The sequence below is a fragment of the Streptomyces sp. NPDC007164 genome, from assembly GCF_040634135.1.
Classification (GTDB): Bacteria; Actinomycetota; Actinomycetes; order Streptomycetales; family Streptomycetaceae; genus Streptomyces; species Streptomyces sanglieri.
The window spans coordinates 135,734-149,644 of sequence record NZ_JBEYFB010000014.1; the positions used below are offsets into that span (position 1 = coordinate 135,734).

At 70.9% G+C, this 13,911-nt stretch carries 12 protein-coding genes; 7 read left to right on the forward strand and 5 right to left on the reverse strand.

What is annotated here, in order from left to right; genetic code table 11:
- Window positions 1-117 precede the first annotated feature (117 nt).
- The gene (locus tag ABZ622_RS19820; RefSeq protein WP_360544896.1) at window positions 118-861 is read left to right on the forward strand and encodes a YoaK family protein; all 744 of its coding nucleotides are present in this window, start codon (window positions 118-120) and stop codon (window positions 859-861) included.
- On the opposite strand, the gene ABZ622_RS19825 is transcribed toward ABZ622_RS19820, so the two are convergent.
- Complete coding sequence (locus ABZ622_RS19825) at window positions 851-1,654, reverse strand: helix-turn-helix transcriptional regulator (protein WP_360544792.1); 804 nt, start codon at window positions 1,652-1,654, stop codon at window positions 851-853. The genes ABZ622_RS19820 and ABZ622_RS19825 overlap by 11 nt on opposite strands.
- A gap of 63 nt (window positions 1,655-1,717) precedes the next feature.
- Here ABZ622_RS19825 and ABZ622_RS19830 point away from each other — a divergent pair, with 63 nt between their 5' ends.
- The gene (locus ABZ622_RS19830; protein WP_360544794.1) at window positions 1,718-2,023 is read left to right on the forward strand and encodes a 4a-hydroxytetrahydrobiopterin dehydratase; all 306 of its coding nucleotides are present in this window, start codon (window positions 1,718-1,720) and stop codon (window positions 2,021-2,023) included.
- A 133-nt stretch (window positions 2,024-2,156) separates the two neighbouring features.
- Here the strand turns inward: ABZ622_RS19830 and ABZ622_RS19835 are convergent, their stop codons facing one another.
- Entirely contained in the window at window positions 2,157-3,119 is a 963-nt protein-coding gene (locus ABZ622_RS19835) for a LysR family transcriptional regulator (RefSeq protein WP_360544796.1), read from the reverse strand.
- A 113-nt stretch (window positions 3,120-3,232) separates the two neighbouring features.
- Window positions 3,233-6,190 (reverse strand): hypothetical protein, encoded by a 2,958-nt coding sequence (locus ABZ622_RS19840; RefSeq protein WP_360544798.1) that lies wholly within the window; start codon window positions 6,188-6,190, stop codon window positions 3,233-3,235.
- A 342-nt stretch (window positions 6,191-6,532) separates the two neighbouring features.
- Between ABZ622_RS19840 and ABZ622_RS19845 the strand changes: the two genes are divergently transcribed.
- The 3 genes from ABZ622_RS19845 to ABZ622_RS19855 all read left to right on the forward strand — a co-directional run bounded on the left by ABZ622_RS19845 (window position 6,533) and on the right by ABZ622_RS19855 (window position 9,708).
- Window positions 6,533-7,459, forward strand: a complete 927-nt coding sequence (locus ABZ622_RS19845) for a class I SAM-dependent methyltransferase (RefSeq protein WP_360544800.1) — start codon at window positions 6,533-6,535, stop codon at window positions 7,457-7,459.
- A 281-nt stretch (window positions 7,460-7,740) separates the two neighbouring features.
- Window positions 7,741-8,862 carry a CoA transferase gene (locus ABZ622_RS19850; RefSeq protein WP_360544802.1) on the forward strand — a complete coding sequence of 374 codons (1,122 nt, stop codon included), beginning with the start codon at window positions 7,741-7,743 and terminating at the stop codon, window positions 8,860-8,862.
- 303 nt (window positions 8,863-9,165) lie between these two features.
- The gene (locus tag ABZ622_RS19855; RefSeq protein ID WP_124720797.1) at window positions 9,166-9,708 is read left to right on the forward strand and encodes a hypothetical protein; all 543 of its coding nucleotides are present in this window, start codon (window positions 9,166-9,168) and stop codon (window positions 9,706-9,708) included.
- Window positions 9,709-10,089: 381 nt separating this feature from the next.
- On the opposite strand, the gene ABZ622_RS19860 is transcribed toward ABZ622_RS19855, so the two are convergent.
- Both ABZ622_RS19860 and ABZ622_RS19865 read right to left on the reverse strand, forming a co-directional pair.
- Window positions 10,090-10,572 carry an RICIN domain-containing protein gene (locus tag ABZ622_RS19860; protein ID WP_360544804.1) on the reverse strand — a complete coding sequence of 161 codons (483 nt, stop codon included), beginning with the start codon at window positions 10,570-10,572 and terminating at the stop codon, window positions 10,090-10,092.
- A gap of 86 nt (window positions 10,573-10,658) precedes the next feature.
- The gene (locus tag ABZ622_RS19865; RefSeq protein WP_360544806.1) at window positions 10,659-11,495 is read right to left on the reverse strand and encodes an aldo/keto reductase; all 837 of its coding nucleotides are present in this window, start codon (window positions 11,493-11,495) and stop codon (window positions 10,659-10,661) included.
- 326 nt (window positions 11,496-11,821) lie between these two features.
- Here ABZ622_RS19865 and ABZ622_RS19870 point away from each other — a divergent pair, with 326 nt between their 5' ends.
- Window positions 11,822-12,607: a Tat pathway signal sequence domain protein gene (locus ABZ622_RS19870; RefSeq protein WP_360544808.1), complete on the forward strand. Its 786-nt coding sequence runs from the start codon at window positions 11,822-11,824 to the stop codon at window positions 12,605-12,607.
- Window positions 12,608-12,826: 219 nt separating this feature from the next.
- Window positions 12,827-13,906 (forward strand): chitinase, encoded by a 1,080-nt coding sequence (locus tag ABZ622_RS19875; RefSeq protein WP_360544810.1) that lies wholly within the window; start codon window positions 12,827-12,829, stop codon window positions 13,904-13,906.
- Window positions 13,907-13,911: the final 5 nt, after the last annotated feature.

Below are 13,911 nucleotides of genomic sequence, written 5' to 3' on the forward strand. Positions count from 1 at the left end.
GTGCTCCTTCCGGCTCGGCGGGCCGGGAGGAGCACCGTGGGTCGGTCATGGTGATCCACGGGTCCGGGGCGCACAATTCCGAGCAGTCGCCCCCGTGATCGGAGTGTGCCCGTGCCCATGCCCGTCCTGCTGCGTGAGGCCTGGACCACCGTCGTTCCGGACCCGGAGGACCGTCATGGACCGCTGCCGCCCGTGATGCTCGCCCTGACCGTCGTCACCGGGCTGGTGGACGCCGTCAGCTATCTGGAGCTGGGCCGGGTGTTCGTGGCGAACATGACCGGCAACGTGGTCTTCTCCGGCTTCGCCATCGCCGGAGCCCCGGGCTTCTCGCTCGCCGCGTCACTCGTCGCGCTCGCCGCGTTCGCGGTCGGGGCGCTGCTCGGCGGCCTGATCGTGCACCGCACCCTGACCCACCGCGGCCGGATGCTGCTGTACGCGCTCCTCGTCGAGACCGCCTGCGTCCTGGCCGCGCTGATCGTCACCGCGGCCTCCGGCCACCCGTTCACCGGCGGGGTCCGCTTCGCGCTCGTCGTGCTCCTCGGCCTGGGGCTCGGTGCGCAGAACGCCGTGTCCCGGGCGCTGGCGGTTCCCGACCTCACCACCACCGTGCTGACCCTGACCATCACCGGCATCCTCTCCGACAGCCGGTTCGCCGGCGGAGGCGGCAGCCGGGCCGGACGGCGGGTGCTCTCGGCCGCCGCGATGATGCTCGGCGCGGTCGCCGGCGCCACGGCCGTACTGCACGGGCATCCGAGGCTTCCGCTGCTGATCGCCGTGGCCGTACTGGCCGGTGCGACCGTCGCGGCGGCCGTCCTGGCGCGCTCCCGGGCGCCGTGGGTCGCTCCGGTCGTCAGGAAGTGAGCGAGCGCAGATGGTCGGCGGTGGCCCGGTCGGCGGGCAGGAACGTCTCGATCGCCAGCTCGGCCACCGTCACATCCATCGGTGTGTTGAACGTCGCGATGGAGCAGACGAAGGAGAGCACCGCTCCGTCGTGCTCGATCAGCAGCGGCAGCGCGAACGGCAGCGACGGAGCGGGCCCGGCACCGCCGCGGCCGGTGCTCTCCGGTACGGGATAGGCCGCGACCTCCTCGTACACCTCACGCAGCTCCGCCGAACGGGCCAGCGCGATCTGACGTTCCATCTGGGCCAGCAGATCGGCCCGCCATTCCCGCAGATTGCGGATGCGCGGGGCGAGGCCGTCCGGGTGCAGAGTGAGCCGCATGGCGTTCAGCGGCGGGACGAGCAGGTGCTCGGCCACCTTGTCCGTCAGCAGCGCCATGCCCCGATTGGCCGCCACCACGTTGTACGTACCGTCGACGACGATCGCCGGATACGGGTCGTACGCCTGGAGCAGCCGCTCCATGCCCTCCCGCAGTGTGTCCAGCGCGGGGTCGTCGAGCGCCGTCTGCGCGTAGTGCGGGGCGTAACCCGCCACCACCAGAAGGGCGTTGCGCTCCCTGACCGGGACCTCCAGGTGCTCGGCCAGCCGCAGGACCATCTCCTCGCTGGGCCGGGAACGGCCCGTCTCGATGAAGGAGATGTGCCGGGCCGAGGAATCGGCACGCAGCGCCAGCTCCAGTTGGCTGATCCGGCGCTGCTCCCGCCAGCTGCGCAGCAGCGGCCCTACCCCCGTGTCAATCGCGACAGTCGTCATACCCAGACCGTAACGTCACCGGCACCGCCGACCGGCACCGTTCGCCGATGAGGGAGACGCCGTATGCCCGCCGCACCGCTGTCGCAGCAGGAGATCGAGGACCGTCTGGGCGACCTGCCCGGCTGGTCACTGGAAGGGGACCGGATCACCTGCGTCTACCGGCTCCACAGCCACTTCGCCGCCCTCGGGCTGACCGCGCACGTCGCCGCGATCCAGGACGAGCTGAACCACCACTCCGACCTGACCCTCGGCTACAACACCGTCTCCCTCTCCGTGAACACGCACGACGCGGGCGGTGTGGTCACCGAGAACGACCTGAAGCTGGCCGCGCGAGTGGCGGCGATCGCCGACGGGCACGGGGTGCGGTAGCCGGGGCGCCACACGGTACGTGGCCCGTGGCGCGTCACATGTCACGCGGCCCATGACACGTCGTACGTCACGTGGCCCGTGACACGTCACACGCCACGCGGCCCATGGTGCGTCACATGTCACAGCCCACATGTCACATCGCCGCTCCGAACCGCGGATGCGCGGCGAGCCAGCGCGTATAGCTCTCGCTGCGCTCCGCCGCCTCCGCGTACGCCGCCCTGGTGTGTCCGCTCACCGCGCTCGCCGCGGCATCGGCCGCCGCCGACCGCGGGTGCCAGCCCAGCAGATGGCGCCAGCTGAGCGGCGAGCCGGTGATCGGCCGTGTCACCACCCCGGGCGTCGGCGGGAACGTGGCCCGGCACAGCCCGACCGCCCGGCCCACCTGTACGAGATGGACGACCGACGCCGTGTCCGTCTCGTACACCGAGACCGGGCTGAATCCGGCCCGTGCGCAGGCGCCGACGAAACAGTCGGCGAAGCAGCCCTCGCCCGGCACGTCCGCCCAGCACTCGTCCGCCAGGGCGGAGAGGCTGAGCTCCTGCGCACCGGCCAGCGGATGGGAGTCCGGCAGCATCACGAAGACCGGGTCGATGCCGATCACCTGCCAGGTCAACCGGTCGTGCGCGGGCGGCGGGCTCTGGCCACATGCCCCGATGAGCGCGAAGTCGAGCCTCCCGTCGATCAGTTGGGCGGCGATCTCACCGACCGACCAGGAGGTGTACGTCGACACGGGAGCGGCCGGGTGCGCGGCGACCAGCCGGTCCACCAGGCCGCCCAGCAGCGGTCCGTGCGTGCCGCCCAGCCGGAAGCGCTCCATGGTCCCCCAGGCATTGGCGAACCGCACCGCCTCCTCCTGGAGTTCGCTCACGGCGGGCAGCACCACCCGGGCCCGCTCCAGCACCAGCTCGCCGAGGAGCGTGGGCCGGGCGCCGGTGTGGTCCCGGTCGAACAGCGGGCCGCCGAGTGCCTTCTCGATCCTCCGCAACTGTGCGCTCAGGGCGGGCTGGGCGAGCCCGAGGGCCGCGGCCGCCTTGGTCAGGCTCCCGGCGTCGGCGATGGCACGTACGGTTCGCAGATGGCGCAACTCCAGCTCCATAAACGCAAGTTATGGGTCCGGAGGCCTACCGGCAATATGCCGGTGTCCAATCGGTGGCGGAGTGTCCGGAACGACGGCGTACGCCTGAGCGCCCCGGACCCCTCCGCGCCCGCTCACCCGTCGGTGAGCTTGACCAACTCGACGCCGCTGTACGCCGGTACCCCGTCCCGGGTGACGACGGCGCGGACCGTGACCCAGCCGGTGGCACCGCCGGGGTTCGGGGCGAGCCACACACTGCCGTCGGCGTCGGTGACCAGATGGGCGATCGGCCGGCCCTCGATCTCCCACTCGATGTCCGCGCCGCTCAGGTCGACCGGTGCGCCGTCCCAGGCGGCGAGGGCCAGCGCCGCCCGGGTGGTGCCGGCGGCGGGGAGCTCGGCGGGTGTGGCGGTGAGCCGGAGGTCGGCGTGGATCGTGTCGGACCGGTAGCCCGCCAGGTCCGCCGGGTACCACGCGAGTTCGGGAACGAACCGGCCGCCCGTCCAGCGCGCGAGATGGCCGGGCCGGTGGTGCGCGTCGTCGATCAGCGCGTACGTCGGGGTTCCGTGCTCGGAGGCGACGAAGCCGTGCGGCGCGACGGTCACCGTGCCCAGGTTGCCGGGCAGTGACAGCGCGCGCGGCTGGATGTCGTGGCTGGCGACGATCTCCACGCCTCCGTCGAACACCGTCCGTGACACCTTCAGGTCCTCCGTGAGGTACCGGAACGCGGTCATCTTCCGCCCGAAGTACCGGCCGGCGACCCGCCGCTGGACCAGCGAGAGGCCCTTGAGCATCTCGAATCCGCGCCCCGCCCTGAAGTCCCGCTCCATGTGCTGCGCCTGGTAGTGCAGATTGAGGCCGAAGGCCAGTGCCCAGCTCAGGTTCTCGGTGGTGTCGACGCCCCGGTCGAGGTTGTGCGGGTAGAACGCGACCTTGTCGTGCATGACGCCGGTCCCCAGCGGCCACTGCTGGACCACGACACCGTTGCGGTTGGGGCCGTCGTACGTGTTGGCCCGGTCGCCCTGCATGGTGTTGAGGAAGAAGCCGAGGCTCGACGCCAGGGTCTGGAAGAGCCGGTCCCCGCCGACCCCCTCGGTGCCGATCGGCAGGATCGCGGCCGACTGCGCGGTCTGCTCCACCAGCTTCTCGCAGTACGCGTACGGCGGTGCGCAGAAGTCGGCCGAGTAGTCGTACTCCCGGCGCGCGATCTCGTCCTGGAACATCATGTCCAGTCCGTAGGTGTCGCGGAACGTGCGGAGCTGGTCGAGGATCAGCGCCCGGGGCGCCTTGCGCCAGCCGCCGATGAGATACCCCAGGTTGTCGGTGTGGGTCTTGGTGACCAGCTTGCCGTGCCCGTCGCGGATCCCGATCCGCTCGACGCCGCCGAGCTCCGCCACCGCCCGGCTGTCGGGGTGCCACCACGTCGGGTTGGTGTACGCGCTGGCGTAGTGCCCGCCGTCGTGGATGGTGTCGATGAGCCGCTGGAACTCCGCCGGCCCGCCGAGGTAGTCGAAGGTGAGGAAGTCCGGGTAGTGGTGGTCGTGCTGCCCGTCGGAGTAGTAGCTGGCCAGCTCCACGCTGTACGGCCCACCGGGCACGGCACGCAGGTATTCGAGGGCCGCTTCGGGCCGGCCCGTCGCCCAGGTGCCGCCGGTCGGCTGCCACAGGTCCACCTTGAGGTGCACCGCGTCGGGCAGCCCCGCGCGCAGTCGGGGGCCGAGCTTGTCCGACAGCCCGCGCCAGGAGTCCACCTCGTTGTCCGCCCGGTAGGCCGCGAACAGGTCGAACGCGGTGCCCCCGGCCACCAGCCGGGTCGCGGGCAGGCCCCCGGACCCGCCGGGGGCGATCCAGGCGTCCAGCCGGTGCATCAGCCCGGTCAGGGACTCCTCGCGGGCCCGGGCGCCCACGAAGCCGAACTGCGTCGGGCGGTAGGGCTTCGCGCTCGCTGGCTGTACGGAGTACACGCCGAGCGCGGAGTCGTCCTCCTCGAACAGGATCAGGTCATGGGTCGCGGTGGGCATGCCGTAATTCGCGTAGAAGCCACCGGCGAGCACCGACCGGGTGTGGGCGAGCCCGCCCCACTTCGGCGCGATGCCGAGCATGGTGCCCTCGGCGGGGATCACCCGGTACGCCACCTCGGGACAGGTGATCCGGAGGATGGGCCGGGACCAGAGGTTCCGGATGGCGGTGGGGCGCAGTTCCAGGCGGCCCGCACGGAGTCTTACCGCCAGCTCGGCGGCGAAGAACCCGGGCACGGTGAGGCCGACCCGGGCCTCGTCGGCGGCGACCCGGGTGACGTCGACCGTGGCCTCGTCGGAGAAGACGCCGGTGCCGTTGTCGTAGTACACGGCGAGTGGCAGCACGCCGGGGGACTGGACCCGGCCACCGGACGTCCAGTCGAGCAGCCGGCCGTGACCGTCGACGAGGACCCGGTCCGCGCCGCTGGTCAGTTCCAGCGCGCCGGTCCGGCTCCAGCCGGCCACCGGCCCGCCGTCACCGACCACCTCCACGGAGTCGATGTCGAGCACGAGCGGATCGGCCGACTGCTTGTCGTCGGGGAAGAACACCAGCACCAGCCGGCGCAGCGGGTGGGTGAGCCGGCCGTCGCCCTTCCCGCTCCATGTCATCCGGGCCAGCCGCTGCGGCTCGAACGTGACCCTGGTCCGCCCGTCGAAACCGGCCGGGTCGACCCTGCTGGCCAGCGTCCCCCACTCCTCGCTGTCCCCGTCGAAGAGCTTCAGCCAGAGGTTGCCCTTCTTCGGCGTGACGCCGGTGAGCCACACCGACACCCGGGCGAGGCCGGGCACGTACGGGCTCGGGAACGCCATCGAGAACTCGCTGTACGGGCCGGTCATGGTGACCCGTGCCTGCCCGGCCGTGCCGGTCGCCGCGAGTGTGGTGTTGTGCACCGTGGTCGGCGGCAGATCGTGCGATATGCCGTCGATGACCAGGCGCACGGTCTCGGCGGCGGCCGAGGAGGCGTCGCCGGGGGCGGGTGCGGCCAGGGGTGCGGCGACGGCGGGTGCCGCCGACAGGGCGACGGCCGGTGCGGACACTGCGGCGGTTGTGGCAAGGAAGGTGCGGCGCTTCATGAGTACGCTCCGGCGTCGGCTCGATGGGGGCGGGCGAGTGCACCGTATGGGCTCGGCCATAACGCGTCAACACTGTTGTCGCACAAGCTTGTTGGGCGATGAATTAGCGCGCTAAGGCCGGTGTGGGGGTGATGCTCGCGGTGCCGGCCCTTCGCCTGCCTCGCTCACCAGGGAAAATGTCTTCGGGGTGGTGTGCCGTCCCGCCTCGGGGGTGATCCTGATCCGGCAGGGCTTGATGCGTGAATGGTTCGCCGGGCGGAGGGGCATGACGCGTCAAGTGTGCGAGTTGCCGAACCGGCAACAAAGCTTGCCAGGACGCCGGTGCGGGGTGAGGGTGGTTCCATGAGTCAGCGAACCGACCACGGTCATCACCGGCACACCTCCGGCCGCCACCACGGCGCCCCCCAGGGGCATCACCACGACAACGGCGACCTCGACTGGGACGTCATGGGGCCGATGCTGGAGCAGGAGGCCGAGGTCAGCCGGCCGCAGTACGAGGAGGCCGCCCGCTGGATCGCCGGGCTCCCCACGGCACCGAAGGTGCGCAGGGTCCTCGACATCGGCAGCGGACCGGGAGTGATCTCCTGCCTGCTCGCCGAGGTGTTCCCCGAGGCGGAGGTCGTCGCCGTCGACGGCACCCCGGCCCTTCTGGAGCGCACCCGCGCCCGCGCCGAGAGGCTCGGCCTCGGCGACCGGGTCCGCACCCGGCACGCCGACATCCCCGACGACCTCGAAGGACTGGGGGAGGCGGACCTCATCTGGGCGGGCAACGCCCTGCACCACATGGGCGACCAGCGCGCCGTCCTCGCCGGGTTCGCCGCACTGCTGCGTCCCGGCGGGACGGTCGCCCTGGCCGAGGGCGGTCTGCAGCCCCGCCGCCTGCCGCGCGACATCGGCATGGGACGGCCCGGTCTGGAGGCCAGGCTCGAAGCGATCAACGCGGAACGGTTCGAGAACATGCGGGCCGCGCTGCCCGGCGCCAAGCGGGAGACGGAGGACTGGAGCGCCCTGTTCGCCGCGGTGGGGCTGGAGCCGCAGGGCACCCGCAGCTTCCTGCTCGACCTTCCGGCACCGCTCCCCGGCCCGGCCCGCGACCACGTCGTCGCCGAACTCGGCCGTCGCCGCGAGATGTTCGCGGACGAGCTCCCGGCCGAGGACATCGCCGTACTCGACCGGCTGCTCGACCCCGAGGACCCGGCCGGACTGCGCCGGCGTCCCGATGTCTTCCTGCTCTCGGCGCGTACCGTGCACCTGGGCCGACGGGGCTGACGCCTGCCCCGGCGGCCCATCGACGGATTGGAGTGGTACCGGGTGTCCGGACAGGACATCTCGTCCACTGGCACGGGGTGTGCGGCATGCCCAGGATGAGGCTTCGCGATCGCGGTCATCAGTGGCCCGGCGCCTGAGAAGCCGCATCGAGAGGGAGCCGCATGCAGCACACCCCAGCCACGCCGTCCGCTCAAGAGACCGCGTCAACCTCCCCGCCGCGGCGGCAGATCGCCGGCGGACGCCCGGGGGACACTCAGGTTCCCGGCCCCCTGTCGGGAGTCGTGGTCGCCGACTTCGGGCGGGTGCTCGCCGCTCCGTACGCCACGATGCTCCTCGCGGACCTGGGCGCCGACGTCATCAAGGTGGAACGTCCCGGCGCGGGCGACGACACCCGGGCCTGGGGGCCGCCGCACGCCCATGGGGAGTCGACGTACTTCCTGTCCGTGAACCGCAACAAACGGTCCTTCGCCATCGATCTCGGCACACCGGAAGGGCGCCGCGACGCCCACGAACTGGTGCGCCGGGCCGATGTGCTCTTCGAGAACTTCCGCCCCGGCACGATGGACAGGCACGGCCTCTCCTACGCGCAGGCCGAGGCGCTCAACCCCGGCATCGTCTACTGCTCGGTGACCGGATTCGGATCCGGCGAAGGCGCCGCGCTGCCCGGCTACGACCTGCTGCTGCAAGCGGTCGGCGGACTGATGAGCGTCACCGGGCCCGCACCGGGGCAGCCCGTCAAGACGGGTGTGGCGCTCGTCGATGTGCTCACCGGACTGCACGCGGCCGTGGGCGTCATGGCGGCGCTGCGCCACCGCGACGCGACCGGCGAGGGCCAGCACGTCGAGGTCGATCTGCTGTCCTCGCTGCTGTCGAGCATGGTGAACCAGGCGGGTGGCTACACCCTGGCCGGTCAGGTGCCGGGCATCCTCGGCAACCGCCACCCGTCCATCGCCCCGTACGAGATCTACCGGGCGGCGGACCGGCCGCTGGTCGTCGCCGTCGGCAACGACCGGCAGTTCCGTGCCCTGTGCCGGGGCCTGGGCGCCGAGGAGCTGGCCACCGACCCCCGGTTCGTTTCGAACGCGGACCGGGTCGCACACGTCGACGCGCTGGCCGAGGAGATCTCCACGCGGCTCGCCCCGCGCACCGCGGCCGAGTGGTTCGACCTGCTCACCCCGCTCGGGGTGCCCTGCGGCCCGGTCAACGACCTCGCGGGCGCCTTCGATCTCGCCGAGCGTCTGGGCCTGTCGCCGCGGGTCACACCGGCCGACGCGAACCCCGACGACCCCATGCGCCTGGTGGCCAACCCCATCGGGCTGTCCCGCACCCCGCCGCGGTACGAACGGCGGCCGCCGCGCCTCGGTGAGCACACCGAGGATCTCAGGCGCTGGCTGGACGGCTGACCTGGGCATTTGCGGCACCAGTGTCTTGCCTGGCCCGTGTCAAGGCAAGACACACTGCCGCCGGGGTGAGTGGGCATCAGAAAGTCCCCTGTGCAGCCTAATGGCAAGTCAACCCACCTACGAGCAGGGGCAGTTAGAACTCATCTAATGATGTGAAAATCGCATATCGCGTATTTCATGTAACCCGACTGGCGCTCGGGCGTCGACCTTTGACGTGTCTGAAATGACACGTATTCGGATCGTCAGTAATTTCATCCGCAGATCGACCGCATCGGTCGGTCTCTCTGAGACAGGAGAAGCGACATGATTACGCGTTCCACGATCGTTACGGCTGCCGTCGCGGCCGCCGCGGCCCTCGCCGCTACCGGCATCACCTACGCTTCGGCTGCCACCTCCGAGCCGGCTCAGGCGGCGGCCCCGGCCGTCCAGCAGGCTGCTCCCGTTTCGGCTCTCGGCGGCGGCGACGTCGGCAAGGGCAACGAGGGCAAGGGCGGCGGCAACGAGCGAGGTGGCGGCTACGGCGGGGGCCGGGACCACTACGAGGGTCGCATCCACATCAACGAGCGGACGTACAGTGACGAGCTCGGCGGCTGCGTGACCGTGGTCAGTGGCCTCGGCTCCAAGACCCTCAACATCCGCAACGACAGCCGCCACACTGTCGAGGTCTTCCGCGGGGTCACCTGCGACAACGGCGCCCCCATCGCCACCGTCGGACCGCACAGCGACAGCAACGGGGTACACCCGGGCCACGTCGAGGGCGGTGTGTGGGTCAAGAACGGTGTCGTGGGCAGCTTCCGGGTGATCGAGCGTCACTTCGACGACGACCGCGGTGGCAAGGACTGGTAAATCCGAGTCACTCAGGTGACGTAGAACCCCGGCCCGCCGTAATCGGGCCGGGGCTCCATTCAGGCTATCCGACCGGGTCGCCCCGGTCGGATAGCCTGACCTGAACAACCACAGGTTCGAACACCTGCCAGGCCATATTAAAGCCGGACGGCGAGGCTCTGCCAGCCGACCGGTACGGCCCTTGGCGGGGCCCGGCGACCGGGCGGCAGAACGTGGCGTCGGCGTGGCAGACGCCGCCCATGTGCCGGCCGCCAGGGGGTCGGCGGGTCGTCTTGGCCCAGGCGAGTGACGGCCCGGGGCGGGACGGCCCCGAAGGGCCGCCGGGACGGCGGTGCGCACTACGCACAGCCGCACATGTCCCCGTGCGGGCCTGTATCCGGCCTATGCGCCGGTGGCGTCCCGCGCCGGTTCCAGCCGCCACCACTGGCCGGGGGAGTCGGTGTCCTCCCACTGCTGGACCCGAGCGCCGTCCGCCGTGCTGCCGTCGGCGACTTCGAGGACGAGGCCGCTGATGAAGCTGACCAGGGTCACCACTCCCGGCGTTTCCAGGTGCCGCTCGATCAGCCATTCCTGGGCGCCGAAGTTGTTGGCCCGCCACTGCTGGATCACGGCGCCGTTCTCGGTCGAGGCGTTGGCGACGTCCAGGCGCTTCCCGCTGTGGACATTGACCAGGTAGTGGAGCGCCGCGCCCTCGTGCACAGGCGAGAGCTGCCAGTGCTGGGAGGCCGATCCGGTCTCCGGGCCCTGCTGCACCGGGGCGCCGCCGCCCTTGGCGGAGCCGTACACCTCCAGCAGCAGTCCGCTGGCCACATTGCGCAGCTGATAGCGGCCCGCGGCGACGACGGGTGCGGTGTCCCCGCTCATGGTTCCGGTCCCTTCAGCCCCAGGGCTGTCCAGTGGTGGACCGCCGCCCGGCTCGGCAGCCGGGCGGCGGTCCGTCTCGTCGTGGCTCAGGCGCCGACGTTGAACTCGGCGGGGTCCGGGCCGAGGCGCTTGCCCTCGTCCAGCGCGGCGAGCGCGGCCAGGTCGTCGGCGTCCAGCTCGAAGCCGAACACATCGAGGTTCTCCGCGATCCGGGACGGCGTCACGGACTTCGGGATCACCACATTGCCGAGCTGGAGGTGCCAGCGGAGCACCACCTGGGCGGCCGTGCGGTCGTGCTTGCGGGCGATCGCGACGACCGTCGGGACCTCCAGGAGGCCCTTGCCCTGGCCCAGCGGCGACCACGCCTCGGTCGCGATGCTGTGCTTGGCGTGGAAGGCACGCGACTCGGCCTGCTGGAGCTGCGGGTGGAGCTCGATCTGGTTGACCGCCGGGACCACGGAGGTCTCGCCGAGCAGCCGCTCCAGGTGCCCGGGGAGGAAGTTCGACACACCGATGGCCTTCGCGCGGCCGTCCGCGTGGATCTTCTCGAACGCCTTGTACGTGTCGACGTACGCGCCCTTGGCCGGCACCGGCCAGTGGATCAGGTACAGGTCCACGTAGTCCAGGCCCAGCTTGTCGAGCGAGGCGTCGAAGGCCCGCAGTGTCGAGTCGTAGCCCTGCTCGCTGTTCCACAGCTTCGTGGTGACGAACAGCTCTTCGCGCGGGACACCGCAGGCCGCGATCGCCCGGCCGGTGCCCTGCTCGTTCTCGTATATCGCGGCGGTGTCGATGCTCCGGTAGCCGGACTCGATGGCCGTGGCGACCGCCTTCGCGGCCTCGTCGTCCGGCACCTGCCAGACGCCGAAACCGAGCTGAGGCATCTCGACGCCATTGTTGAGAGTGATGGAGGGGACCTGGCTCACGAGCGGTCGATCCTTACGTCGTTGGTTGGTACTCCCGTAGTCAACGATCACCCGCCGCCAGACATTCCCCCTGCCGCCCGAAGTTCCGAGGGCTCGCGCCGTCGCCCCTCGGCGCACCGTCATCGCTCCGGCCTCTTCCGTCCGGGCCATTGACCGAGACCCGTCAGCACGCAACTCTTGAGCACATCACTGAACAACGGACACTCTTGTGAACGCGCGACGGCGCGAGAACGGCGCGGCAAGGGCGCGAGCAATCCCGTGATACCCCCGTGGTACGGCGCGACAACTCCCGAGATCCCGAACGAACGACTCCCAGCGAGGTCGAAGTGACGAACCCTTCCAGGCGAGCACTGCTCGGCGCGGCCCTCGGCGGCGCCGTCGCCGCAACGGCCGGGCTCCCCGCCACCGCCCACGCGGCGAGCTGGAAACTGCGCTGGTCACCCTCGGCGAGCGGTGACGGACTCGGCGCCTTCGAGACCGTCGAGGACGACCGGGCCGACTCCCATCCGGCGGGACAGCCGCACATCTTCGTGGAGGGCGACAACTTCCGGTTCAACATGCACACCGTGGACCGGGACACCTCGACAGACCGTCAGCGCCAGGAGGTGACCGGGCTGCGCACCGGCAGCGGCTCGTACCTCAAGTGGCTGCCCGGGGAGACCTGGCGGGTCACGTACCGCATGTACATCCCCGACTCGCTGAGGGCGACCACCAGCTTCACCCACATCATGCAGATGAAGCAGCCGGGCACCGGCACCTCCCCGATCGTCGTCCAGTCCCTGCGTCGGGTGAGCGGCGTACAGACCATCGAACTCAAGCTGCCCGTCGCCGACATCCTCGTCGGCCGCACCGACCTCGAACCGCTCCAGAACAAGTGGATCGACGTCGACTTCCGGATCACGATCGGTGACGGTACGTCGGGCTCGGTCCGCTGGATCCTGAAGGACGGGGCGACCACCGTCATCGACAGGTCGAAGTCCGGTGTCGACACGCTCCTCGCCGACCGGGTCCGGCCGAAATGGGGCATCTACCGGTCGCTCGGAGACACCTCGGGATCGTTGCGGGACACCCATCTCCTGCTCACCGGCATGCGCGGCCACCAACTGGTCTGACCGGCCCGGACCGTCCCGTCAGGAGGTGGCTCGAACCGGCGTGCCCGGGGCGGCGGGGTGAATCCCCGCCGCCCCTCAGGGCTGCCCGCACACCGGCCAACCCGATTGCCCTGTCCGGGATTTGGGCCCACGCGGGGCATTGACAGAAAGCTCCGCAGGGAATCCTATGCAGTGTCGGTTAGGAACCTTTCCTAACACCGCAACCGGAAGGGATCATCCGTGCACCCTGCCGCACCCCCACGCCGCTTGGTGGCCGTCCTCGCGGGCCTCAGCTGTCTGCTCCTGCCCCTGCTGGGCCACCTCCCGAAGGCCTCCGCCGTCGAGAACGCGGACCGGGCCCGCTCCGACTCCACCGCCGGCACGGCGAACGGCGGCCCCGGCTCCCCGGCCCCCGGCATCAGGGCCGCGGGCCCCGGCGCCATGGCCGCGGCACCGTACGAGTACCTCGGCTGGGGAAACCCGCAGAAGCCGACCGAGGTGATGGCGGCGACCGGCGTGAAGTGGTTCACGCTCGCGTTCGTCCTCTCGGACGGCACCTGCAACCCGAAGTGGGACGGGGACCGGCCGCTGACCGGCGGCTCGGACCAGAAGGCCATCGACTCCATCCGGGCGGCCGGCGGTGACATCGTCGTCTCGGTGGGCGGCTGGAGCGGCGACAAGCTCGGCGAGAAGTGCACCAGCGCCACCGCGCTGGCCGGGGCCTACCAGAAGGTGATCAACGCCTACCGCCTCAAGGCGCTGGACATCGACATCGAGGACACCGAGTTCTCCAGGGCCACCGTGCGGCAACGGGTGGTCGACGCCCTGAAGATCGTCAAGAACGCCAATCCGGGCATCGTGACGTACGTGACCATGGGGACCACCCCGACCGGCCCCGACGCCACCGGCGAGGACCTCATCGAGCGGGGCGCCGCCGCGGGTCTCGACAACGACGGCTGGGTCGTCATGCCGTTCGACTTCGGCGGGCACAGCGGCACGATGGGCGCCGCCACGGTCGGCGCCCTCGACGGACTGAAGGCCGCCGTGAAGAGCGCCTACGGCTACGACGACGCCACCGCGCACCGGCACATCGGGGTCTCCTCGATGAACGGGAAGACGGACGAGCCCGGCGAGACCGTCACCACCACCGACTTCCGGACGATCCTCGGCTACGCGCAGCAGCACCACATCGCGCGCTTCGCCTTCTGGTCCGTCAACCGGGACCGCAGCTGCGGCTCCGGCAGCGACGGGGACACCTGCAGTGGGGTGTCCCAGTCCCCGTACGACTTCACCAAGATCGTCGTCCAGTACAAGGGCTGAGGAGA